Below are 21025 nucleotides of genomic sequence, written 5' to 3'. Positions count from 1 at the left end.
ACATGAACCGCGCAAGGCAGGGCCGGACGACAGGGCGCCGGGGGGCGATCTCTCCCCTCGCGGGCGCCCTCTTTGCCCTTGCCTCGCCCGCCCTTGCCTCCGGCGAGGATGCGCGGGCGGCCCTGGCGCCGGCGGGGGCCGTAGAGACGGCGCAGATGTTCCTGACGATCTGCGTCGAGACCCAGCCGGATTTCGCCGTGGCCGAGGTTCTCCTCGCCGACGGCCCCTTCGCCTACCAGCCCGCCGACGGCATCTGGTATCACCAGGCGCTCGACCTCACTGTGAAGCTCGTCGACGTGCGCGGCCGCCCCGGCTGCTCGCTGGTGGCGGGCACGGAGGAGAACGCCCGCTTCGCGCTGTCGCTTCTCTCCCACGCCGCCGCCGATGGCGAGGTCTATGCCGAACTGATCGACGAGGACACGCTGGGGCGGAGCTACCTGCGCGCGCTCGTCATCGGGGAGGCCTTCCAATGAGCCGTCCCGAGGCCATCGTCCATGTGGGGATGCCGAAGACCGGCACCACCTCGATCCAGTCCTGGCTGCGCGAGAACAAGGCGGCGCTCGCCGGCGCCGGCGTGCATTTCGCGCAGGTGCCGATGCGCGGCATGCCGGTGCGCTACAGCCAGATCGAATATGCGCTCTGCCAGTTCGCCGAGGCGGGCGAGCTCCTGCCCGATCCGATGCCGCGCCGCGTCTTCGGCACGCCCGACCTCGCCGCCCAGGCGGATTTCGCGAAGCGTTTCGAGGCGGCGCTGGACGGCTGGATCGCGGCGGAGAAGCCGGCGAAGGTCGTCCTCTCCAGCGAGCATATCGGCGGCGCGCGGGTCAGCCCCGAGCTCAGCGCAGCGGCCGACCGGATGTTCCGCCGGCATTTCGGCAAGGTCACCTATGTGATCTACCTCCGCCGGCAGGAGGATCTGCTGGTCAGCCGCTATTCGCAGCGCCTGCGCTTCGGCCTGACGAAGACGCTCGAGCAGACTGTCCCCGCCGCGCTGGTGCACGACCATGACAAGGTCGTGCGCGACTGGGAGGCGGCGGGCGCCGGCGATCGGATGATCGTCAGGCTCCTCGAGAAGGACGCAATGAAGGACGGCGACCTCCTCGCCGATTTCGCCGCGATCCTGGGGCTCAACGCCGCCGATTTCACCCGCCCCGAGCGGATGAACGAGAGCTTCAGCGCCGCGGCGGCGGAGTTCCTCCGCCAGCTCAACATCGCCGAGGAGGGTCTCGGCGGCGACCGGAGCGACCGCTTCACCAGCACGCTGGTGACCCACCTGAAGCGGACCTATGCCGACCGGCCGCGTCTGGCGCTCTCGCCCGAGGATGTCGCGCGGGTGCGCGACGCCAATGCCGAGAGCAACGAGGCGCTCCGCGCCCGCTGGTTCCCCGAGCGGGCCGAGCTCTTTCCCGCCAATGCCGCGCCCCCACCCGCCCCGCCGCCCACGGCGGCCGAGCTGGCGGAAGTCGGCGCCGGCGTCGTGCGCGCCATCCGGCTCGGCGAGATCGCCGGGGCTGCCGGCACCCAGGCCGGTGCCGCGCCGGCGAGACAATTGAAGACAGCAACCCGCGGTTGGGCCGCAAGGCTCCTTCGACGCAGACCGGGCGCGACCACGCTGGCGCCCTGAGACAGCAAGCAGACCTTCCCCGAAAGGACGAGGCACATGGCCGTACTGATTGACGAAAACACGAAGGTGATCTGCCAGGGCTTCACCGGCAGCCAGGGCACGTTCCATTCGGAGCAGGCCATCGCCTATGGCACGAAGATGGTCGGCGGCGTCACGCCCGGCAAGGGCGGGCAGACCCATCTCGACCTGCCGGTGTTCAACTCCGTCCACGAGGCCGTGGCCAAGACCGGCGCCAATGCCTCCGTCATCTACGTGCCGCCGCCCTTCGCCGCGGATTCGATCCTCGAGGCCATCGACGCCAAGATCCCGCTGGTGGTCTGTATCACCGAAGGCATCCCGGTGCTCGACATGATGTCCGTCAAACGCGCGCTCGAAGGCACCGCGACGCGGCTCATCGGGCCGAACTGCCCGGGCGTCATCACGCCCGATGCCTGCAAGATCGGCATCATGCCCGGCCATATCCACAAGCGCGGCTCCGTCGGCGTCGTCTCGCGCTCCGGCACGCTCACCTATGAGGCGGTCAAGCAGACTTCCGACAGCGGGCTCGGCCAGTCGACGGCCGTCGGCATCGGCGGCGACCCGATCAAGGGCACCGAGCATATCGACGTGCTCGACATGTTCCTCGACGATGACGAGACGCAGTCGATCATCATGATCGGCGAGATCGGCGGCTCCGCCGAGGAGGAGGCCGCCGAGTTCCTCATCGAGCAGAAGAAGAAGGGCCGCTGGAAGCCGGTCGCCGGTTTCATCGCCGGGCGCACGGCGCCTCCGGGCCGCCGGATGGGCCACGCGGGCGCCATCGTCTCCGGCGGCAAGGGCGATGCGGAATCGAAGATCGAAGCCATGAAATCCGCCGGCATCGTCGTCGCCGACAGCCCCGCGGGGCTTGGCGAAGCGGTGCTCAAGGCCATCGAGATCGGGTGATCTGACATGCTGCGCAACGCGACCCTTGCCGCCCTGATGCTCGCCGCCGCCGGCCCCGCCGCCGCGGCCGGTCTGGAGCCGGTCATGACGCTCTGCAGCGATCCCATGACCACGGGGCCGCAGAAGCTGGAGCGGCTGCCGGCGATCGGCTGGCAGCAACTGGCCGAGCCCGACGGCGACAAGCTGCTCGACCTCGCGACCGCGCATGTCATGGGCTTCACGCAAGGCATGGACGACCTCGAGGCGCGCTTCGCCCTCGCGAGCGAGCTTGCCGGCAATTTCGCCAGTGTCATGGCGGGCGGCACGATCACGCTCTGGACCCAGGGCGAGGCCGTCCTCGCCTTCGCAGTCGCCGAGACGCCCGAGGGGCTGGAGCATGTCTCGTGCTACTATGCCGCCCCGCCTGATGACGAGCTCTTCGCCCTCTCCGCCGCCTACGGCGCGCCGGAGGAGCTGCCGGATCTCGAGCTGCGCGCCCTGCGCTTCGACGAGACCGCCTTGGCCTTCAACCCCGACCGCGTCTACCAGATGATCTCCACCTGGACGCGGCTCACCTCCGACCCGCCCCGCACCGAGCTGACCGACGCCTACCGGCTGGAGCGGGTGCAGCAACCAGCCGAATGACCCCCCGGCGGGGGCATCCCGCCATGTTCTCCGACACGGAGCCAGAGTGATGACCGACCAGAGCCCGAACGACGTCTTCCATGCCTCGTCCTTCCTTGACGGGGCCAATGCCGATTACGTGGAGCAGCTCCACGCCCGCTACGCGGAAAATCCGAATGCGGTGGACGAGAGCTGGCGGGCCTTCTTCAAATCGCTCGGCGACACCGGCCCCGAGGCGCGCGCCGCCGCCGCCGGCCCCTCCTGGGGCCGCGCCGACTGGCCGCCGGTGCCGGGCGGCGAGCTGACGGCCGCGCTCGACGGCCAGTGGCCGGCCGAGCCGGAGGCGGCGGCGAAGAAGATCAAGGACAAGGCCGCCGAGAAGGGCGTCACCCTCGACGAGGCGCAGGTGCGCTCCGCCGTGCTCGACAGCCTCCGGGCGCTGATGATCATCCGCGCCTACCGGATCCGCGGCCATCTGGTCGCCGATCTCGACCCCCTGGGGATGCGCGCCGACACCACGCATCACGAGCTCGACCCCAAGAACTACGGCTTCACCGAGGCCGACATGGACCGGCCGATCTTCATCGACAACGTCCTCGGACTCGAGGTCGCCACGATGAACGAGATCATCGCGCTCGTCCGGCGGACCTACTGCGGCACCTTCGCGCTGCAATACATGCATATCTCCAACCCCGAGGAAGCCGGCTGGCTCAAGGAGCGGATCGAGGGCCTCGGCAAGGAGATCGCCTTCACCACGGAAGGCCGCAAGGCGATCCTCAACAAGCTGGTGGAGGCCGAGGGATTCGAGAAGTTCCTCCATGTGAAATACACCGGCACCAAGCGCTTCGGCCTCGACGGCGGCGAGAGCCTGATCCCGGCGATGGAGCAGATCATCAAGCGCGGCGGCAATCTCGGCGTGAAGGAGATCGTCATCGGCATGCCGCACCGCGGGCGCCTCTCGGTGCTCGCCAACGTCATGCAGAAGCCCTACCGGGCGATCTTCAACGAATTCCAGGGCGGCAGCTTCAAGCCCGAGGATGTCGACGGCTCCGGCGACGTGAAATACCACCTCGGCGCCTCGTCCGACCGGGAGTTCGACGGCAACAAGGTGCACCTTTCGCTGACGGCGAACCCCTCCCACCTCGAGGCGGTGAACCCCGTCGTGCTCGGCAAGGTCCGCGCCAAGCAGGACCAGCTGAAGGACCCCGACCGCACGCAGGTGCTGTCGATCCTCCTCCACGGCGACGCGGCCTTCGCCGGCCAGGGCGTGGTGGCGGAATGCTTCGGCCTCTCCGGCCTCAAGGGCCACCGCACGGGCGGCACGATCCATATCGTCGTCAACAACCAGATCGGCTTCACCACGGCGCCGCATTTCAGCCGCTCGAGCCCCTATCCGACCGATATCGCGCTGATGGTCGAGGCGCCGATCTTCCACGTCAACGGCGATGACCCGGAAGCGGTCGTCCATGCCGCCAAGGTCGCCACCGAGTTCCGCCAGAAGTTCCACAAGGATGTCGTGATCGACATCTTCTGCTACCGGCGATTCGGCCATAACGAGGGCGACGAGCCGATGTTCACCAACCCGGTGATGTATCAGCGGATCAAGACCCACAAGACGACGCTGACGCTCTACACCGACCGGCTGGTCAAGGACGGGCTGATCCCCGAGGGCGAGATCGAGGACATGAAGGCGTCCTTCCAGTCGAAGCTCTCCGACGAGTTCGAGGCCGGCAAGACCTACAAGCCCAACAAGGCCGACTGGCTGGACGGGCGCTGGTCTCACCTCGATCGCGAGAACGAGGAGCAATACCAGCGCGGCACCACCGCCATCGCCGAAGAGACGATGGCCGACCTCGGCCGCGCCCTGACCCGGGCGCCCGAGGGCTGGAACATGCACCGGACGGTGACGCGCCTTCTCGAGGCCAAGAGCGAGATGTTCGAGACCGGCAAGGGCTTCGACTGGGCCACCGCCGAGTCGCTGGCCTTCGGTTCGCTGCTGCTCGAGGGCTATCCCGTGCGCCTCTCCGGCCAGGATTCGACCCGCGGCACGTTCAGCCAGCGCCACTCCGCCTTCATCGACCAGAAGACGGAGGAGCGCTTCTACCCGCTCAACGACATCCGCGAGGGCCAGGCCCGCTACGAGGCCATCGACTCGATGCTGTCGGAATATGCCGTGCTCGGCTTCGAATACGGCTTCTCGCTGGCCGAGCCGAACGCCCTGACGCTCTGGGAGGCGCAGTTCGGCGATTTCGCCAACGGCGCGCAGATCATGTTCGACCAGTTCATCTCCTCCGGCGAGGCGAAATGGCTGCGCATGTCGGGGCTCGTCTGCCTTCTGCCCCACGGCTACGAAGGCCAAGGGCCGGAGCACAGCTCGGCCCGGCTGGAGCGCTTCCTCACCATGTGCGGCGGTGACAACTGGATCGTGGCGAACTGCACGACCCCGGCGAACTACTTCCACATCCTGCGGCGCCAACTTCACCGGACGTTCCGCAAGCCGCTGATCCTGATGACGCCGAAGTCGCTCCTCCGCCACAAGATGGCGATCTCTGATACCGAGGATTTCATCACCGGCTCTTCCTTCCACCGCGTCCTATGGGACGATGCGGAGAAGGGCCATTCGGACATGGAGCTGAAGGCCGACGACAAGATCCGCCGCGTCGTCATGTGCTCCGGCAAGGTCTATTACGACCTCCTCGCCGCGCGCGACGAGGCCGGGCTCGACGACGTCTACCTGATGCGCTTCGAGCAGTTCTATCCCTTCCCCGCCCAGTCGGCGGTGAAGGAGCTCGAGCGCTTCAAGGGGGCCGAGATGATCTGGTGCCAGGAAGAGCCCAAGAACCAGGGCCCCTGGAGCTTCATCGAGCCGAACATCGAATGGGTGCTGAGCCGCATCGGCGCCAAGCACGGGCGGCCCCGCTATGTCGGCCGCGCCGCCGCCGCCTCGCCGGCGACCGGCCTCGCCTCGCAGCACAAGGCACAACAACAGGCGCTCGTGAACGACGCGCTGGGTCTGGAAGGATAAGATCATGAGCACCGAAGTCCGCGTCCCTACCCTGGGCGAAAGCGTCACCGAAGCCACCGTCGCCACCTGGTTCAAGAAGGCCGGCGATACCGTCGCGGCCGACGAGATGCTGTGCGAGCTGGAAACCGACAAGGTGACGGTGGAGGTCCCCTCCCCCGCCGCCGGCACGCTGGAAGAGATCGTGGCGGGCGAGGGCGAGACGGTCGGCGTCGACGCGCTCCTCGCCAAGATCGCCGAGGGCGATGCCCCCGCCAAGGGCGGCGACGCCCCGAAGGAAGAGAAGGCCGAAGCCCCGAAAGAGGACAAGCCGGCCCCCGAGCAAGAGAGTGAGCCCGAGACGGCGACGGGCAAGGATGTCGAGGACGCCCCCTCCGCCAAGAAGCTGATGGAGGAGAAGGGCCTGTCGAAGGACGAGGTCTCCGGCACCGGCAAGGACGGGCGGATCATGAAGGAGGACGTGCTGAAGGCGCTCTCCGAACCCAAGGACGCGCCGGCCGCCAAATCCGCGCCCCGCGCCCCCGTCTCGGCCGATGACGCCTCCCGCGAGGAGCGGGTGAAGATGACGCGCCTGCGGCAGACCATCGCCCGCCGGCTCAAGGAGGCGCAGAACGCCGCTGCCATGCTGACGACCTACAACGAGGTCGACATGGGCGCGGTCATGGATATCCGCAACGAATACAAAGACCTCTTCCTCAAGAAGCACGGCGTGAAGCTCGGCTTCATGTCCTTCTTCGTGAAGGCCTGCTGCCATGCGCTGAAGGAAGTGCCCGACGTCAATGCCGAGATCGACGGCACCGACGTCGTCTACAAGAACTACGTGCACATGGGCGTCGCCGTCGGCACGCCCTCCGGCCTCGTCGTGCCGGTGGTGCGCGATGCCGACCAGAAGAGCTTCGCCGAGATCGAGAAGGAGATCGCCGAGCTCGGCACCAAGGCGCGCGACGGCAAGCTGTCGATGGCGCAGATGCAGGGCGGCTCGTTCACCATCTCGAACGGCGGCGTCTACGGCTCGCTGATGTCCTCCCCCATCCTCAACCCGCCGCAATCGGGCATCCTCGGGATGCACAAGATCCAGGAGCGGCCGATGGTGGTGAACGGGCAGATCGTCGCCCGGCCGATGATGTATCTGGCGCTGAGCTACGATCACCGCATCGTCGACGGCAAGGGCGCCGTGACCTTCCTCGTGCGCGTCAAGGAGGCGCTGGAAGACCCGCGCCGCCTGCTGATGGACCTGTGATCCGGTGACCCTCGCGCGCGCCCTTCCCGCCGGCCCCGCCCTGCCCCTTCCGGGGCGGGCCGGTCCGGCCTGCGGCGGGGCCGCGCGATGACCGCCGATCTTTTCAACCTCGGCCTTGCCTGCCTGATCGTCGTGGCCAACTGGCTTCTGCTCGTCTGGGTCGGCTGGCGCGATGTCGGCCGCAGGGCCGCGACCGGCAGCCGGGACGATGCCGCGGGGCTGCGCCCCTCGCCCCTGACCAACCGCATCAACCGGGCGCTGACGAACAGCTATCAGGCGCTGGCGCTCTTCACGGCGGCGGTGGTGCTGGTGGTGCTGTCCGATTCCGCGATGGGGCTGACCGCGATCCTCGGCTGGGTGTTCCTGGCCGCCCGGGCGGCCTACATCCCCATCTACGCGCTCGATCTCAACCCCTGGCGGAGCGTCGTCTGGGCCATAGGCCTTGTCGCGACGCTCGGCCTCATTGTCCTGGCGCTGCTCTGAGCGGGCCCGCGATGCATATCGTTTCTGTTTTACGGAGGAAGTCCCATGTCCGCCTATGACGTCATCATCATCGGGGCCGGCCCCGGCGGCTACGTCTCGGCCATCCGCTGCGCGCAGCTCGGCCTCAAGACCGCTGTGGTCGAGGGCCGCGAGACGCTGGGCGGCACCTGCCTGAACGTCGGCTGCATCCCGTCGAAGGCGCTCCTCCATGCCAGCCACATGCTGCACGAGACCAAGCACAATTTCGGCGAGATGGGGCTCGAGGGCGAGACGACCTTCGACTGGCCGAAGATGCTCGCCTACAAGGACAAGACCATCGGCCAGAACACCGGCGGCGTGGAATTCCTCTTCAAGAAGAACAAGATCGACTGGCTGAAGGGCTGGGCGACGATCCCCGAGGCCGGCAAGGTCAAGGTGGGCGACGAGGTGCACGAGGCGAAGCACATCGTCATCGCCTCCGGCTCCGAGCCGGCGCCCCTCAAGGGCGTCGAGGTCGACGAGGAGGTGATCGTCACCTCCACCGGCGCGCTGGAGCTCAAGGAGGTGCCGAAGCGCCTCGCCGTCATCGGCGCGGGCGTGATCGGGCTGGAGCTCGGCTCGGTCTATGCGCGGCTCGGCTCCGAGGTGACGGTCGTCGAATATCTCGACCACATCACCCCCGGCCTCGATGCCGAGGTCGCCCGCAACTTCCAGAAGCTGCTGACCAAGCAGGGGCTGACCTTCAAGCTCGGCGCCGCGGTGCAGAAGGCCGAGAAGGGCAAGGGCGGCGTGACGCTCACCTTCCAGAACCGCAAGGACGAGAGCGAAGAGAGCCTGGAGGCCGATGTCGTGCTGCTGGCGACCGGCCGGCGGCCCTTCTACGAGGGGCTGGGGCTCGATGGCTTGGGCGTCGAGCTCACCAAGCGCGGCCAGATCGCCACGGATGCGCATTACAAGACCTCGGTGGAGGGGATCTACGCCATCGGCGATGTCCGCGAGGGGCCGATGCTGGCCCACAAGGCCGAGGACGAGGGCATGGCCATTGCCGAGCGACTCGCCGGCCAAGCGGGCCATGTGAATTACGACGTGATCCCGGGCGTGATCTACACGCATCCCGAGGTCGCCTCCGTCGGCAAGACCGAGGAGCAGCTGAAGGAGGAGGGCCGCGCCTACAAGGTCGGCAAGTTCCCCTTCATGGGCAATGCGCGGGCCAAGGCGGTCTTCGCCGCCGAGGGCTTCGTGAAGCTCCTCGCCGACAAGGAGACGGACCGGATCCTCGGCTGCCACCTGATCGGCCCGGGCGCCGGCGACCTGATCCACGAGATCTGCGTGGCGATGGAATTCGGCGCGGCGGCGGAAGACGTGGCGCGGACCTGCCACGCCCACCCGACCTTCTCGGAGGCGGTGCGCGAGGCGGCGCTGGCCTGCGGGGACGGCGCGATCCACGCCTGACGCTCTGGCTTTGGGGGGGGCCGGCCCGTGCCGGGCCGGGTGGAGGCTCTGCCTCCACACCTCCGAGGTATTTTCGGCCAGATGAAGGGCGGATCAGGAGGGGGTGACGGGGTAGCGCTTGGCGAGGTCATCGAGGCCGGCGCGGATGATCACTTTCAGAACCTCGGTATCGACGCTCGCGAGCGCGCCGAGATAGAGGCAGGACTTGCCGATCTTGTGCTTGCCGAGCCGGTCGAGCAGCGGCCCGTATTCCTGATAGCCGGGCATGATGTAGAGCACCAGGTTGGCCTTGCGCGGCGCGAAGCCGGTGGCGAGGCTGTCGCCCTCCCGGCCGCTCTCATAGCGGTAGTGGTAGGACCCGTAGCCGACGATCGAGCCCCAGAGCTTCGGCGCCCAGCCGGTGACCTCGGCAAAGAGCGCCGCCAGCGCCTCGGCATCGGCGCGCCGGCCGGCCGGCTCGACGGCAGCGAGAAAGGCGGCGACCTCCGCCGAGAGGGTTGTCTGCTGGGCCATGGCCCGAGCCTAGCGCGGGTTCTGCCCTAGCGGAAGGCCGGACCGTGCGCCCAGACCGTCAGCGACAGCCGTTCGCCTTCGGTGACCGGCGTCACCCGGTGGAGGAGGTAGGAGGGGAAGAGCGTCGCCGTCCCCCGCGCGCGGGGCGCGGTGACGACATGGCCCGAGGGCATGATCTCGAGCGCGCCGCCCTCGTAGGCCTCCGGCTCGGAGAGCTGGACGACGAGCGTCAGCTTGCGGCGCATCGCGAGGCGGCCGGAGCCGATGTCGCTGTGCCAGTCGAAATGCCCCTCCGCCTCGGCGCGGTAGCGGGCGATCTGCGGGCTTTCGGAGAAATCGCTGAGGTCGAAGCCGAAGACAGACCTGTTCGCCTGCGCCGCAAGGTCGATGAGCCGGTCGAGGACCCAGCCGGCGCCCTCCTGCTCGTCCGTCCAGATCAGCTCGGCGCGGCGGATCGCGCTGGCGCGCTCGCCGACGAGCCGGGCGGCGCTGGCGGGGGCGCCGGCGGCGAGGAGAGCGAGGCGCTCGCACTCGGCCGGCGAGAAGGCCTCGGGGATGGAATGGACGACGATCATGGGGGCGCGCTCCTGGCGGGATGCGCGCTCATAGGGCCGGCGGAGGGGCGGGGCTGCGCCGCGGGCGACGTGGAGGGCGTCGTTTTCGGGGGGCGGGGGGTGGCGGGGGGGTGGCGGGCTGAAGCCCGCCCTACGCCCGGCGCGGCCCGTGCCCTGCCCCTAGCTGCCGTCGCGCCAGCGGTTCACGATGGGGTAGCGGCGGTCGAGCCAGAAGGCGCGGTTGGTGAGCCGTGTGCCCGGCGCCGACTGGAAGCGCTTGTATTCGCTGATGTAAAGGAGGTGCTCGATCCGCTTGACCACCTCCCGGTCGAACCCGGCCTCGACGCAATCGGCGAGGGAGGCTTCGTGGTCGACCAGCAGGTCGAGGATGCCGTCGAGCACCTCGTAGGGCGGCAGCGAGTCGCTGTCCTTCTGATCGGCGCGGAGTTCGGCCGAGGGCGGCTTGTCGATGATCCGCGCCGGGATGACCTCGCCCTCCGGCCCCTTCATCCAGCTCCGGTGATTGGCGTTCCGCCAGCGGCAGAGCTCGAAGACGCGGGTCTTGTAGACATCCTTGAGCGGATTGTAGCCGCCGTTCATGTCGCCGTAGATCGTCGCATAGCCGACGGCGAGCTCGCTCTTGTTGCCCGTCGTCAGCAGCATCTCGCCGAACTTGTTGGAAAGCGCCATGAGGAGCAGCCCGCGGAGGCGGGACTGGATGTTCTCTTCCGTGACGTCCGGAGCCAGCCCCTCGAAGAGCGGCGCCAGCGTCTCGGTGATCGCCTGCCGCCCCGGGCCGATGGGCACGAAATCGTAGCGGCAGCCAAGGCGCTCGGCCGCCAGCTTGGCATCTTCCAGCGAATGCTCGGAGGTGTATTCCGAGGGCAGCATCACGGCGCGGAGGTTCTCGGGGCCGAGCGCATCCGCCGCCACCGCCGCCGTCAAAGCCGAATCCACCCCGCCGGAAAGGCCGAGAAGCGCTGCCTTGAACCCGCATTTGCGCATGTAATCGCCGACGGAGAGCACCATCGCCCGGTAATCCTGCTCGAGATCGCCGGGATGCGTGGCCTTCTCGCCCTCCACCGCGGCCCAGCCGTCCGGCCCGGGCGCGAAATCCACATGATCCAGCTTCTCGTCGAAGACCGGCCATTGCACCGCCAAAGCGCCCTTGCGGTTGAGGACGAAGGAGCCGCCGTCGAACACCTGATCGTCCTGCCCGGCGACCTGGTTCAGATAGACGAGCGGCAGGCCGGTCTCGACCACGCGAGCGACCATGTGGTGCATCCGCACATGGAACTTGCCCCGCCTGTAGGGCGAGCCGTTTGGCACGACGAGGAGGTCGGCGCCGCTCTCCGCCATGGCCTCGGCCACGTCGGGGAACCACGAATCCTCGCAGATCGGGATGCCGATGCGGAGCGGCCCGGCGTCGAACGGCCCCGAGAGCGGCCCGGGCGCGAAGACGCGCTTTTCATCGAAGACGTTGTAATTCGGCAGCTCTGTCTTCAGCCGCCGGGCATGGATGCGGCCGTGCTTGAGGACGGCGTAGGAATTGAAGAGAAGGCCCTTCTCGTCGAGGAAGGGCGCGCCGATGCCGAGCATCGGCCCGTCGGCGCAGTCTTTCGCCAGCGCCTCCACCGCCGCCATGGCGGCATGGGTGAAGGCGGGCTTCATCACCAGATCCTGCGGCTGGTAGCCGGAGAGGAACATCTCGGGCAGCACCACGAAGTCCGACCCGGCGGCGCGCCCGGCCTCCCAGGCCTCCCGCGCCTTCGCGGCATTGCCGGCGATGTCGCCCATCACCGGGTTCCATTGCGCGAGGGTCAGGCGAAAGCGGTCGGCCATCATCGGCTCCTCATTCAGGTCTCCAACCCCATAAACGGCGCGTGAGCGGAGGAAAAGCAGCCGGGGGCGAGAGTTGTCAGCAAGGGTCCCGGCCGCTAGGCTGGCCGGCGCGAGCAAAGCCAGGGAGTGGGGCAGATGAGCAAAGGGCGCCGGGGCATGCGTCTCATCGCGGCGGGTCTGATTCTGGCGGGGCCCGTTCTGTCCGGCCTTGGCGGCCCGGCCGCGGCCCAGTCGGTCACCACCAAGCAATACGAGGACGGGGGCGTCTACGAGGGCCAGTTCCTCAACGGCCGCCAGCACGGTCAGGGCACCTACCGCCTGCCGAACGGCTATGAGTATTCCGGCGAGTGGTTCGAGGGCGAGATCCGGGGGCAAGGCACCGCCACCTATCCGAACGGGTCGGTCTACGAGGGCCAGTTCGCCGCCGGCAAGCCGGAGGGCGTCGGCCATATCACCTTCGCCGATGGCGGCACCTACGAGGGCGAGTGGGAAGACGGCAAGATCACCGGTCAGGGCGTCGCGACCTATGCCAACGGCGTCCGCTACGAGGGCGACTTCCGCAACGCCATGCACCATGGCCAGGGCACGATGACGACGCCCTCGGGCTATGAATATTCCGGCGCCTGGGTGAACGGCGTCAAGGAAGGCACGGGCACGATCACCTTCGCAGACGGATCGGTCTACGAGGGCGCGCTCGTCAACGGCGAGCGGAACGGCCAGGGCACGCTGACCATGCCGGACGGACTGACCTATACGGGCGAGTGGGTCGACGGTCAGATGGAGGGCGAGGGCACGCTCACCCAGCCGAACGGCGATGTCTACGAGGGCACGCTCGTCGCCGGCCGGCGGGAGGGGACAGGCAAGGTCACCTATGCCAACGGCGATGTCTACGAGGGCGGCTTCCACGAGGATCGCCGCCACGGGCAGGGCACCTTCACCGGGCAGGACGGCTACAAATACGTGGGCGCCTGGGAGGCCGGGCAGATCGAGGGGATCGGCGAGGTCACCTATCCCGACGGATCGGTCTATGCCGGCGAGTTCTCCGCCGATCTGGCGAACGGCCAGGGCAAGATCACCTATGCCGACGGCTCGACCTACGAGGGCGGCTGGGTCAATGGGGTGATCGAGGGCGAGGGCGTGGCCACCTATGCGAACGGGCTGGTCTACGAGGGCAGCTTCGTCGGCGGCCGCAACGAGGGCCAGGGCACGATGACCTATCCCGACGGCTATACCTATACCGGCGGCTGGGTCGCCGGCCAGCGCGAGGGGACGGGCACCGCCACCTACGCGGACGGAACGGTCTACGAAGGCGAGTTCCTCGCCGGCCAGCGCCATGGCCAGGGGACGATCACGATGCCCGACGGATTCACCTATGTGGGTGGCTGGGAGAATGGCGAGATCTCCGGCGAGGGCGTCGCCACCTACGCCAACGGCGATGTCTACGAGGGCCATTTCGAGGGCGGCCGGCGGCAGGGCGAGGGCACGATGCGCTACGCCAGCGGCGAAGTCGCGACCGGCGAATGGCAGGACGGCGCGCTGGAAGACGGCGCCCTCGAGGGCGGCGCGCCGGCCGAGGAGCCGGGGGCCATCGAGACGCCGGACGAAGGCGCTGCCGAGGCGCCGGGCGAGGCGGAAGCGCCGGCCGAATAGGGGATTTGCGGGCGGCGCTGCCTGGCGCCGCTCCGCCCTGCCCTGCCCGCTGCCAGCCGCACCGAACCACCGCAGCGATGCCGCTGCGTAACCCCCGGCAGCTCCTATCTTTTTCGGAACCATCCCTCCCCAGACCTGTTGATCTCACTGACGCCCCAGACCGAACGGCTGGGCGCGGCCGGGTTCTCTTGCGCGTCAACGCCCCAAACGGGCGGCACGCGCCGGAAAACCCGCCACATGACTCATCCAGACGGCGAAGCCGGGCTTTGCCGCCTCAAGAACACACAGGGAGCTATATTCTCCATATGACCGCATTCATTCGCCAAACCTCGCGCGCCGTGGCCCTCGCCACCGGCAGCACCCTCGCCCTCGGCCTGGCCGTCACCTCCGCGCCGGCCGTCGCCCAGGAAACCCCCGTCGAGATCGAGACCGGGCAGAACGACCTGTTCTCGTCCCGCGTGCTGACCACGGAGCTCAGCAACCCCTGGGCCATGCAATGGGCCCCGGACGACATGATCTGGCTGACCGAGCGCACCTCCGGCGAAGTCACGCGCGTCGATCCCGTCTCGGGCGAGCAGCAGACCCTTCTGACGCTGGATGACGTCTATACCGGCGCCCAGCACGAGGGCCTGCTTGGCCTGGCGCTGCACCCCGAGCTCATGCAGGGCACGGGCAACGATTACGTCTATATCGGCTACACCGTGAACAACGGCACCGAGGAAGAGGCCGACCCCTCCGCCCAGATCGTCCGCTACACCTGGGATGAAGAGGTCCAGCAGCTCGTCGATCCGATGCCGCTGATCACGGGCCTGCCGGCCTGGAACGACCACAATGCCGGCCGCGTCGTCTATGGCCCCGATGGCATGATCTATTATTCCATCGGTGAGCAGGGCGCGAACTTCGGCCGCAATTACCAGCGCCCCAACCGCGCCCAGCAGCTGCCGACGGCCGATGAGGTCGCGAGCGAAGACTGGGTCAGCTATTCCGGCAAGATCCTGCGGATGACGCCCGAGGGTGACATCCCCGAGGACAACCCGACGATCGATGGCGTGCAGAGCCACATCTACAGCTACGGCCACCGGAACCCGCAGGGCCTCGCCTTCGGCAACGACGGCGTGCTCTACGAAGCCGAGCATGGCCCGAGCACCGATGACGAGCTCAACATCATCCAGGCCGGCGGCAACTACGGCTGGCCGAATGTCGCGGGCTACATTGATGACAGCGGCTACCTCTACGGCAACTGGAGCGCCGCTCCGGAAGGCACGGCCCGGTCGAGCGAGTTCCCGCCGGAAGTGCCGACCTACCCCGAGGCCGAGTTCGAGCCCGAGATGGTGCCGCCGCTGGCGACGTACTTCACCGTGGGCGACGATTTCCCCTTCGGCGAGCAGTGCGGCTACATCTGCAACCCGACCATCGCGCCGTCGTCGATCCTCTATTACGACGCCGGTGAAGACGGCATCGCGGAGTGGGACAATTCGGTGCTGCTGCCGACGCTGAAGCACGGCACGCTCTACGTGCAGCCGCTGAGCGAAGACGGCATGGAAGCCGACGGTCTGCCGACCGCGTGGTTCAACACGCAGAACCGCTACCGCGACGTGCTGATCGGGCCGGACAACCGCACCGTCTTCATCGCGACCGACGCCTTCGGCTCGGCCGCCGCGCTCTACGGCGACAGCCTGACGAGCGATGTCATGCTGAACCCCGGCGCGATCCTGATGTTCACCTATGGCGGTGACGACACCGGCATGCCGGTGACCTCCGGCGAAGATGCGGGCGTCGAGACCGACGACACCGCCCCTGACGAGGCAGCCGGCGAGGAGGAGTTCGAAGACGAAGCCTCCGCCGCGCCGATGGACGAGGGCACGGAGACCGCCGAGGTGACCGACGCCTCCATCGCCGAGATGGTGCGCATCGGTGAAGCCAAGTACGGCATCAACTGCGTGAGCTGCCACGGCGTGGAAGGTGAAGGCGACGAGGGCGTGAAGCTTGCCGGCAACGAGAACCTCGCCAGCGCCGAATACGTCGCCGAAACGCTGGTGCATGGCTTCGGCTACATGCCGCCCTTCGGCAGCACGCTCGATGACGAGAGCATCGCTCAGGTCGGCACCTACATCCGCAACTCGTTCGGCAACGAGTTCGGCATCGTGACCGTCGAAGAGGTCGCTGCCGCTCGCTAATGTCGAGTTGAGCCAGGCCACAGCGGGGCGGGGGAGCAATCCTCCGCCCTTTTGCTGCGCGGGGGCCTACCAGGGCACGGGCTTGCCGGCATAGTCGAAGAACCCGCCGCTCTGGCCCGGCGCCAGCCCTTCCAGCACGCCCCAGAGCGCCTTCGCGGCCTTATCGGGCGCCAGCTTCTCGCGGGGATAGCCTTGGGTGAACGGAGTCTCGACCGTCCCGGGGTGCAGTGCGGCGAGCACCGCCTGGGGTTGCGTGCGCCCCAGCTCGATGGCCGCGCCGCGAATGATCTGGTTCAGCGCCGCCTTGCTCGCCCGGTAGGAATGCCAGCCGCCGAGCCTGTTGTCGCCGATGGAGCCCACCCGCGCCGAGAGTACGCCGATGCGCGACGGCCTGACCCGGGGCAGCAGCCGGGCGGCCTGATGAATCACCAGCGCGGGGCCTATGGCATTGACGGCGAAGACCTGCGCCATCACCGCCGGCTCCAGTGCCTTCAGCGCCTTCTCCGGCGCGCCGCCCTTCGGCGCGAGGATGCCCGTGGCGATCCAGATGGCCTCGAACGGCCCTTCCAGCCGCCCGAGATGCGCGGCGACGCTCGCCGGATCGGTGATGTCGAACCCGTCCTGCTGCCGGGAGAGCCGTTGAGCGGCGGCGCCCCGCGCCTCGGCCTCTGCCGCCAGAGCGCTGCCGATGCCGCCGGAGGCGCCGATGATGAGAACCTGGTCCACGATCCTTCTACGCCGCGCCCTCGCCCCCGGTTCATCCGCCCCCGGTTCATCCGGAACAATCGCCGGCGGGCCTGCCTTGACCCAGCAAAGGAGGCCGTCTCATGCCGAAAGACAGCACCGACAGCGCCAAGCGCGCCACCATCTACCGGATGGTGATGCCGGATCATCTGTGTCCCTACGGCCTCAAATCCGTCGATCTGCTGGAGCGGCAGGGCTACGAGGTCGATGACCATCACCTCACCACCCGCGAGGAGACGGACGCCTTCCTGCAGGAGCACGGCGTCGAGACCTCGCCCCAGACCTGGATCGGCGGCGAGCGGATCGGCGGCTATGACGACCTCCGCCGCCATTTCGGCAAAAAGGTGCGGGAGGAGGGCGAGACCTCCTACCAGCCCGTCATCGCCATCTTCGCCGTCGCCGCCGCCGCGGCATTTGCCCTCACCTGGGGCCTTCTCGGCACCGCCATCGCCATCCGCACCGCCGAATGGTTCGTCGCGCTCTCGATGTGCATCCTCGCTATCCGCAAGCTGGAGGATGTGGAGAGCTTCTCCACCATGTTCCTCAACTACGACCTCCTCGCCCGCCGCTGGGTCCCCTACGGGCGGATCTACCCCTATGGCGAGGCGCTGGCCGGCGTGCTGATGCTCGGCGGCATCCTGCCCTGGCTGTCGATCCCCGTGGCGCTCTTCATCGGCACCATAGGGGCGCTGAGCGTCTTCAAGGCCGTCTATATCGACCGGCGGGAGCTGAAATGCGCTTGCGTCGGCGGCTCTTCCGCCGTGCCGCTCGGCTTCGTCTCGCTGAGCGAGAATCTCGCGATGGTGGCGATGGGGCTCTGGGGGATCGTCAAACTCGCGCTCTGAGGGCGGAGAAAAGACTTTCCCTCAACCGAATCGCTCCTATGATCCGCGCCATGGCACAGAAGGCCCATATTCCCGCCCCTGCCGCGCATCCCGCGCGGTCCCCGGCGCTCGGCCTTCTCCTTCTTAGCTGCCTCTGAGCGTGCCTTTCGGCGCGACCGCTCAGAGGTATCCGCGCGCCAGGACACGCTAAGACCAGGGAAGACCCCAGATGCAGAAGATCAATCTCGCCGAGAAGCTGGCGAAAGTGGCGTCCCATTGGGACCCGCATATCGTCGCCAGCTACAATGGCAACGATATCATGGTGGTGAAGATCGAAGGTGCCTTCGACTTCCACAAGCACGACGAGTCCGATGATTTCTTCCTCGTCCTCGACGGCGAGGTCACCATGGATTACGAGGGCGCGCCCTCGGTGACCTTCGGGCCCGGCGAGATCGTCGTCGTGCCGAGGGGCGTCGTGCACCGGCCCCGGGCCGAGCGGGAAGCGAAGGTGCTTCTCATCGAGCCCGAGGGCGAACCCAACACCGGCGATCCGGCGACCGCCGCCGCGAAACCGAAGATTTGAGGAGGAGGCTCAGATGACCGACAATTCCCGCGTCCTGATCTTCGACACCACCTTGCGCGACGGCGAGCAGAGCCCCGGCGCCACCATGACCCATGAGGAAAAACTCGAGATCGCCGCGATGCTCGACGACATGGGCGTCGACATCATCGAGGCCGGCTTCCCCATCGCCTCCGAGGGCGATTTCCGAGCCGTCTCCGAGATCGCCAAGATGGCACAGCGCGCCACGATCTGCGGCCTCTCCCGCGCCAATTTCAAGGATATCGACCGCTGCTGGGAGGCGGTGCAGCACGCCCGCTCCCCCCGCATCCATACCTTTATCGGCACCTCGCCGCTCCACCGCGCCATCCCCAATCTCGACATGGACCAGATGGCCGAGCGCATCCACGAGACCGTCACCCATGCCCGCAACCTCTGCGACAACGTGCAATGGTCGCCGATGGATGCGACGCGGACGGAGTGGGACTACCTCTGCCGCGTGGTCGAGATCGCCATCAAGGCCGGCGCCACGACGATCAACATCCCCGATACGGTCGGTTACACGGCCCCCGTGGAATCGGCCGACCTGATCCGCCGGCTGATCGAGACCGTGCCCGGCGCCGACGAGGTAATCTTCGCCACGCATTGCCACAACGACCTCGGCATGGCGACGGCCAACAGCCTCGCCGCCGTCGCGGGCGGCGCCCGGCAGATCGAGTGCACCATCAACGGCCTCGGCGAGCGCGCCGGCAACACGGCGCTGGAAGAGGTCGTCATGGCGCTCAAGGTGCGGGGCGACATCATGCCGTGGCACACCGGCGTCGACACCCGGAAGATCATGAACATCTCCCGCCGGGTCGCCACCGTCTCGGGCTTCCCCGTGCAGTTCAACAAGGCCATCGTCGGCAAGAACGCCTTCGCGCATGAAAGCGGCATCCATCAGGACGGCATGCTGAAGAATGCCGAGACCTTCGAGATCATGCGCCCCGAGGATGTCGGCCTCACCGCCACCTCGCTGGTCATGGGCAAGCATTCGGGCCGGGCGGCGCTGCGCTCGAAGCTGAAGGAGCTGGGGTTCGAGCTGGCGGAAAACCAGCTCAACGACGTCTTCGTCCGCTTCAAGGAGCTCGCCGACCGCAAGAAGGAGGTCTATGACGAGGACCTCGTCGCCCTCGTCCGCCAGAACGAGGCGGTGGAGGACCGGCTGAAGCTGAAATCGCTGCGGGTGAGCTGCGGGATGGGCGTGAAGGCCGAGGCCGAGATGACCATCGAGCTCGACGGGACAGACCAGTCTGTCTCGGCGACCGGCGACGGGCCGGTGGATGCGACCTTCAACGCGGTGAAGGCGATCTTCGATCATGGCGCGCGGCTGCAGCTCTATCAGGTCAGCGCCGTGACCGAGGGTACGGATGCGCAGGCGACGGTGAGCGTCCGCCTCGAGGAGGCGGGCCGCATCGCCACCGGCCAGTCGGCGGATACCGACACGGTCGTCGCCTCCGCCAAGGCCTATGTGAACGCCATCAACCGCCTGCTCGTCCGCCGCGAGAAGAGCGCGCCGGGCGCGGATGTGAAGGGCGTCAGCTACAAGGACGCCGGCTGAGGGAAAGGCCCCACCCGCGCCGCCGGCGTCGGGTGGGGCTCACCCCGCCTCGTCATCCGGCCCTAGACGCCGCCGCCCCCCGCCCGCATCACCGCAAGCCGCGCGGCGAGGATCATCTCGACGATCTCCCAAGGGAACGGCTCCGCCTTGTAGGGGAGCCGCACGGTATCCTTCTTGTCGCGCCAGGGTGCCAGCGCCGCCTCATAGGCGGCATCGCCCCGGTAGACCGGATAGAGCCCCGCATGGGCCTTCCAGCCGGCGTAATGGATCACCGTCCGCCCGCCGATCTGCACGGCGGGCATCCCGTAGCGGATCGTCTCCTCCGCCTCCGGCGCCGCGGTGGCGATCCGCCGGCGGATTTCGGCGATGACGCCCTGGGCCGGTTCGGGGAGGCCCACCAGATAGGCGTCGATGCTCTCGGGCGCCGGCATCGGGTCAGCCCGCCAGATGGGCGCCGAGATTGGCGAGCGTCTTCGCCGTGCCCTCGGCGATGCCCAGCTTCAGGAACTGCTCCAGATGCTCGGCGGAGGCGCAGCGCATCTCCATCACCATCCGCGTCCCCTGCCCTTCGGGCGTGAAGCGCGTCTGCGAGGTGGCGCCCATGGCCGCCATGTCGAAGCCATTGGGCGGGTCGAGCCGCGTGTAGGTGCCGACGAAGGGGTGATCCGGGTGGCCCTGGTTCACGAAGCGAAAGGCGCCGCCCTCGCGCGCGTCGATCTCGCATTCGGCGAGCGGTGCGCCCGTCGGATCCCACCATTGCGTCACGCTCGCCGGGTCCGTCCAGGCGGCAAAGACGCGCGCCGGCCGCGCCGGGAGATGGCGGGAGAAGCGGATCGTGTGGGCGGCGCGGTCGATCTCGAACGCGCTTTCGGTCTCGGTCTCGGTGGGGGTCATCTTCCCTGTCCTTTCGAGGGGGGCTCGGTGCGTAGGAAGTCGTCGAGATTGTCGAAGCGGCCCTCCCAGATCCGGCGGAACTGCTCGACCCAGTCGGAGAGCTCGCGGAGCGCCCCGGGCACGAGCCGGCGCGGCCGGCGGTTGGCATCGGGGCGCGTCTCGATCAGCCCCGCCGCCTCCAGCACCTTCAGATGCTTGGAGATCGTCGGCTGCGTCAGATCATGCGGCGCGGCGAGCTCGGCCACGGTGGCCTCCCCCTCCGCCAGACGCAGAAGGATCGCCCGCCGCGTCGGGTCGCTGAGCGCTGTGAGGGTGGCATCGAGCTGCATGGTGTCCTCTTT

General features: G+C 68.1%; 20 protein-coding genes. 13 read left to right on the top strand and 7 right to left on the bottom strand.

From position 1 onward, the window contains the following. Nucleotides 1–2: 2 nt before the first annotated feature. From ACAZ03_RS04000 to lpdA, 8 genes are all read left to right on the top strand, one after another. A complete protein-coding gene (locus tag ACAZ03_RS04000) occupies nucleotides 3–473 on the top strand; it encodes a hypothetical protein (RefSeq protein WP_373356077.1) in 471 nt (156 codons plus the stop codon). Continuing rightward, nucleotides 470–1624: a hypothetical protein gene (locus ACAZ03_RS03995; RefSeq protein ID WP_373356076.1), complete on the top strand. Its 1155-nt coding sequence runs from the start codon at nucleotides 470–472 to the stop codon at nucleotides 1622–1624. The genes ACAZ03_RS04000 and ACAZ03_RS03995 overlap by 4 nt, the downstream gene beginning before the upstream one ends. 36 nt (nucleotides 1625–1660) lie before the next feature. Then, complete coding sequence (sucD, locus tag ACAZ03_RS03990; RefSeq protein WP_373356075.1) at nucleotides 1661–2548, top strand: succinate--CoA ligase subunit alpha; 888 nt, start codon at nucleotides 1661–1663, stop codon at nucleotides 2546–2548. Nucleotides 2549–2554: 6 nt separating this feature from the next. After that, the gene (locus ACAZ03_RS03985) at nucleotides 2555–3172 is read left to right on the top strand and encodes a hypothetical protein (RefSeq protein WP_373356074.1); all 618 of its coding nucleotides are present in this window, start codon (nucleotides 2555–2557) and stop codon (nucleotides 3170–3172) included. 49 nt (nucleotides 3173–3221) lie between these two features. Further along, nucleotides 3222–6176 carry a 2-oxoglutarate dehydrogenase E1 component gene (locus ACAZ03_RS03980; RefSeq protein WP_373356073.1) on the top strand — a complete coding sequence of 985 codons (2955 nt, stop codon included), beginning with the start codon at nucleotides 3222–3224 and terminating at the stop codon, nucleotides 6174–6176. Nucleotides 6177–6180: 4 nt separating this feature from the next. After that, on the top strand, nucleotides 6181–7413 hold the full coding sequence (gene odhB / locus ACAZ03_RS03975; protein ID WP_373356072.1) for a 2-oxoglutarate dehydrogenase complex dihydrolipoyllysine-residue succinyltransferase: 1233 nt from the start codon (nucleotides 6181–6183) through the stop codon (nucleotides 7411–7413). A gap of 87 nt (nucleotides 7414–7500) precedes the next feature. Then, nucleotides 7501–7896 (top strand): MAPEG family protein, encoded by a 396-nt coding sequence (locus ACAZ03_RS03970; RefSeq protein ID WP_373356071.1) that lies wholly within the window; start codon nucleotides 7501–7503, stop codon nucleotides 7894–7896. Nucleotides 7897–7941: 45 nt separating this feature from the next. Beyond that, nucleotides 7942–9327 (top strand): dihydrolipoyl dehydrogenase, encoded by a 1386-nt coding sequence (gene lpdA / locus ACAZ03_RS03965; RefSeq protein WP_373356070.1) that lies wholly within the window; start codon nucleotides 7942–7944, stop codon nucleotides 9325–9327. A 93-nt stretch (nucleotides 9328–9420) separates the two neighbouring features. Here the strand turns inward: lpdA and ACAZ03_RS03960 are convergent, their stop codons facing one another. The 3 genes from ACAZ03_RS03960 to ACAZ03_RS03950 all read right to left on the bottom strand — a co-directional run bounded on the left by ACAZ03_RS03960 (nucleotide 9421) and on the right by ACAZ03_RS03950 (nucleotide 12236). After that, nucleotides 9421–9840: a DUF1801 domain-containing protein gene (locus tag ACAZ03_RS03960; RefSeq protein ID WP_373356069.1), complete on the bottom strand. Its 420-nt coding sequence runs from the start codon at nucleotides 9838–9840 to the stop codon at nucleotides 9421–9423. Nucleotides 9841–9866: 26 nt separating this feature from the next. Beyond that, nucleotides 9867–10415, bottom strand: a complete 549-nt coding sequence (locus ACAZ03_RS03955; protein ID WP_373356068.1) for a 2OG-Fe(II) oxygenase — start codon at nucleotides 10413–10415, stop codon at nucleotides 9867–9869. A gap of 159 nt (nucleotides 10416–10574) precedes the next feature. Next, nucleotides 10575–12236 (bottom strand): NAD+ synthase, encoded by a 1662-nt coding sequence (locus ACAZ03_RS03950; RefSeq protein ID WP_373356067.1) that lies wholly within the window; start codon nucleotides 12234–12236, stop codon nucleotides 10575–10577. A 156-nt stretch (nucleotides 12237–12392) separates the two neighbouring features. On the opposite strand from ACAZ03_RS03950, the gene ACAZ03_RS03945 reads away from it, so the two are divergent. Both ACAZ03_RS03945 and ACAZ03_RS03940 read left to right on the top strand, forming a co-directional pair. Continuing rightward, nucleotides 12393–13886, top strand: a complete 1494-nt coding sequence (locus ACAZ03_RS03945; RefSeq protein ID WP_373356066.1) for an MORN repeat-containing protein — start codon at nucleotides 12393–12395, stop codon at nucleotides 13884–13886. Nucleotides 13887–14191: 305 nt separating this feature from the next. Then, nucleotides 14192–16063: a glucose/sorbosone family PQQ-dependent dehydrogenase gene (locus tag ACAZ03_RS03940; RefSeq protein WP_373356065.1), complete on the top strand. Its 1872-nt coding sequence runs from the start codon at nucleotides 14192–14194 to the stop codon at nucleotides 16061–16063. 66 nt (nucleotides 16064–16129) lie between these two features. Here the strand turns inward: ACAZ03_RS03940 and ACAZ03_RS03935 are convergent, their stop codons facing one another. Then, nucleotides 16130–16789 (bottom strand): SDR family NAD(P)-dependent oxidoreductase, encoded by a 660-nt coding sequence (locus tag ACAZ03_RS03935; protein ID WP_373356064.1) that lies wholly within the window; start codon nucleotides 16787–16789, stop codon nucleotides 16130–16132. 101 nt (nucleotides 16790–16890) lie between these two features. On the opposite strand from ACAZ03_RS03935, the gene ACAZ03_RS03930 reads away from it, so the two are divergent. The 3 genes from ACAZ03_RS03930 (at nucleotide 16891) to ACAZ03_RS03920 (ending at nucleotide 19790) form a co-directional block, all read left to right on the top strand. Further along, the gene (locus tag ACAZ03_RS03930; protein WP_373356062.1) at nucleotides 16891–17652 is read left to right on the top strand and encodes a MauE/DoxX family redox-associated membrane protein; all 762 of its coding nucleotides are present in this window, start codon (nucleotides 16891–16893) and stop codon (nucleotides 17650–17652) included. A 208-nt stretch (nucleotides 17653–17860) separates the two neighbouring features. Continuing rightward, nucleotides 17861–18214 (top strand): cupin domain-containing protein, encoded by a 354-nt coding sequence (locus ACAZ03_RS03925; protein ID WP_373356061.1) that lies wholly within the window; start codon nucleotides 17861–17863, stop codon nucleotides 18212–18214. 13 nt (nucleotides 18215–18227) lie between these two features. Beyond that, complete coding sequence (locus ACAZ03_RS03920) at nucleotides 18228–19790, top strand: 2-isopropylmalate synthase (RefSeq protein ID WP_373356060.1); 1563 nt, start codon at nucleotides 18228–18230, stop codon at nucleotides 19788–19790. A gap of 62 nt (nucleotides 19791–19852) precedes the next feature. Here the strand turns inward: ACAZ03_RS03920 and ACAZ03_RS03915 are convergent, their stop codons facing one another. From ACAZ03_RS03915 to ACAZ03_RS03905, 3 genes are read right to left on the bottom strand one after another with little or no spacing between them, the layout of a single operon-like run. Further along, on the bottom strand, nucleotides 19853–20221 hold the full coding sequence (locus tag ACAZ03_RS03915; protein WP_373356059.1) for an iron chaperone: 369 nt from the start codon (nucleotides 20219–20221) through the stop codon (nucleotides 19853–19855). 4 nt (nucleotides 20222–20225) lie between these two features. Next, on the bottom strand, nucleotides 20226–20684 hold the full coding sequence (locus tag ACAZ03_RS03910) for an SRPBCC domain-containing protein (protein ID WP_373356058.1): 459 nt from the start codon (nucleotides 20682–20684) through the stop codon (nucleotides 20226–20228). Beyond that, on the bottom strand, nucleotides 20681–21013 hold the full coding sequence (locus tag ACAZ03_RS03905; RefSeq protein WP_373356057.1) for an ArsR/SmtB family transcription factor: 333 nt from the start codon (nucleotides 21011–21013) through the stop codon (nucleotides 20681–20683). The genes ACAZ03_RS03910 and ACAZ03_RS03905 overlap by 4 nt, the downstream gene beginning before the upstream one ends. Nucleotides 21014–21025: the final 12 nt, after the last annotated feature.

This window comes from Pseudoroseicyclus sp. CXY001 (assembly GCF_041714655.1).
Classification (GTDB): domain Bacteria; phylum Pseudomonadota; class Alphaproteobacteria; order Rhodobacterales; family Rhodobacteraceae; genus Pseudoroseicyclus_A.
Note: the sequence above shows the minus strand (reverse complement) of the source record. Positions and strands in the feature narration are given on the sequence as shown.

Bases quoted from the DNA above. Each gene is read 5' to 3' on its own strand.
- ACAZ03_RS03910 (WP_373356058.1), bottom strand. From the start codon at position 20,684: ATGACCCCCACCGAGACCGAGACCGAAAGCGCGTTCGAGATCGACCGC.
- ACAZ03_RS03930 (WP_373356062.1), top strand. From the start codon at position 16,891: ATGCCGAAAGACAGCACCGACAGCGCCAAGCGCGCCACCATCTACCGG.
- ACAZ03_RS03995 (WP_373356076.1), top strand. From the start codon at position 470: ATGAGCCGTCCCGAGGCCATCGTCCATGTGGGGATGCCGAAGACCGGC.
- ACAZ03_RS03980 (WP_373356073.1), top strand. From the start codon at position 3,222: ATGACCGACCAGAGCCCGAACGACGTCTTCCATGCCTCGTCCTTCCTT.
- ACAZ03_RS03970 (WP_373356071.1), top strand. From the start codon at position 7,501: ATGACCGCCGATCTTTTCAACCTCGGCCTTGCCTGCCTGATCGTCGTG.
- ACAZ03_RS03920 (WP_373356060.1), top strand. From the start codon at position 18,228: ATGACCGACAATTCCCGCGTCCTGATCTTCGACACCACCTTGCGCGAC.
- ACAZ03_RS03915 (WP_373356059.1), bottom strand. From the start codon at position 20,221: ATGCCGGCGCCCGAGAGCATCGACGCCTATCTGGTGGGCCTCCCCGAA.
- ACAZ03_RS03945 (WP_373356066.1), top strand. From the start codon at position 12,393: ATGCGTCTCATCGCGGCGGGTCTGATTCTGGCGGGGCCCGTTCTGTCC.
- ACAZ03_RS03940 (WP_373356065.1), top strand. From the start codon at position 14,192: ATGACCGCATTCATTCGCCAAACCTCGCGCGCCGTGGCCCTCGCCACC.
- ACAZ03_RS03925 (WP_373356061.1), top strand. From the start codon at position 17,861: ATGCAGAAGATCAATCTCGCCGAGAAGCTGGCGAAAGTGGCGTCCCAT.
- ACAZ03_RS03960 (WP_373356069.1), bottom strand. From the start codon at position 9,840: ATGGCCCAGCAGACAACCCTCTCGGCGGAGGTCGCCGCCTTTCTCGCT.
- ACAZ03_RS03985 (WP_373356074.1), top strand. From the start codon at position 2,555: ATGCTGCGCAACGCGACCCTTGCCGCCCTGATGCTCGCCGCCGCCGGC.
- ACAZ03_RS03955 (WP_373356068.1), bottom strand. From the start codon at position 10,415: ATGATCGTCGTCCATTCCATCCCCGAGGCCTTCTCGCCGGCCGAGTGC.
- odhB (WP_373356072.1), top strand. From the start codon at position 6,181: ATGAGCACCGAAGTCCGCGTCCCTACCCTGGGCGAAAGCGTCACCGAA.
- sucD (WP_373356075.1), top strand. From the start codon at position 1,661: ATGGCCGTACTGATTGACGAAAACACGAAGGTGATCTGCCAGGGCTTC.
- ACAZ03_RS03905 (WP_373356057.1), bottom strand. From the start codon at position 21,013: ATGCAGCTCGATGCCACCCTCACAGCGCTCAGCGACCCGACGCGGCGG.
- ACAZ03_RS03950 (WP_373356067.1), bottom strand. From the start codon at position 12,236: ATGGCCGACCGCTTTCGCCTGACCCTCGCGCAATGGAACCCGGTGATG.
- ACAZ03_RS04000 (WP_373356077.1), top strand. From the start codon at position 3: ATGAACCGCGCAAGGCAGGGCCGGACGACAGGGCGCCGGGGGGCGATC.
- lpdA (WP_373356070.1), top strand. From the start codon at position 7,942: ATGTCCGCCTATGACGTCATCATCATCGGGGCCGGCCCCGGCGGCTAC.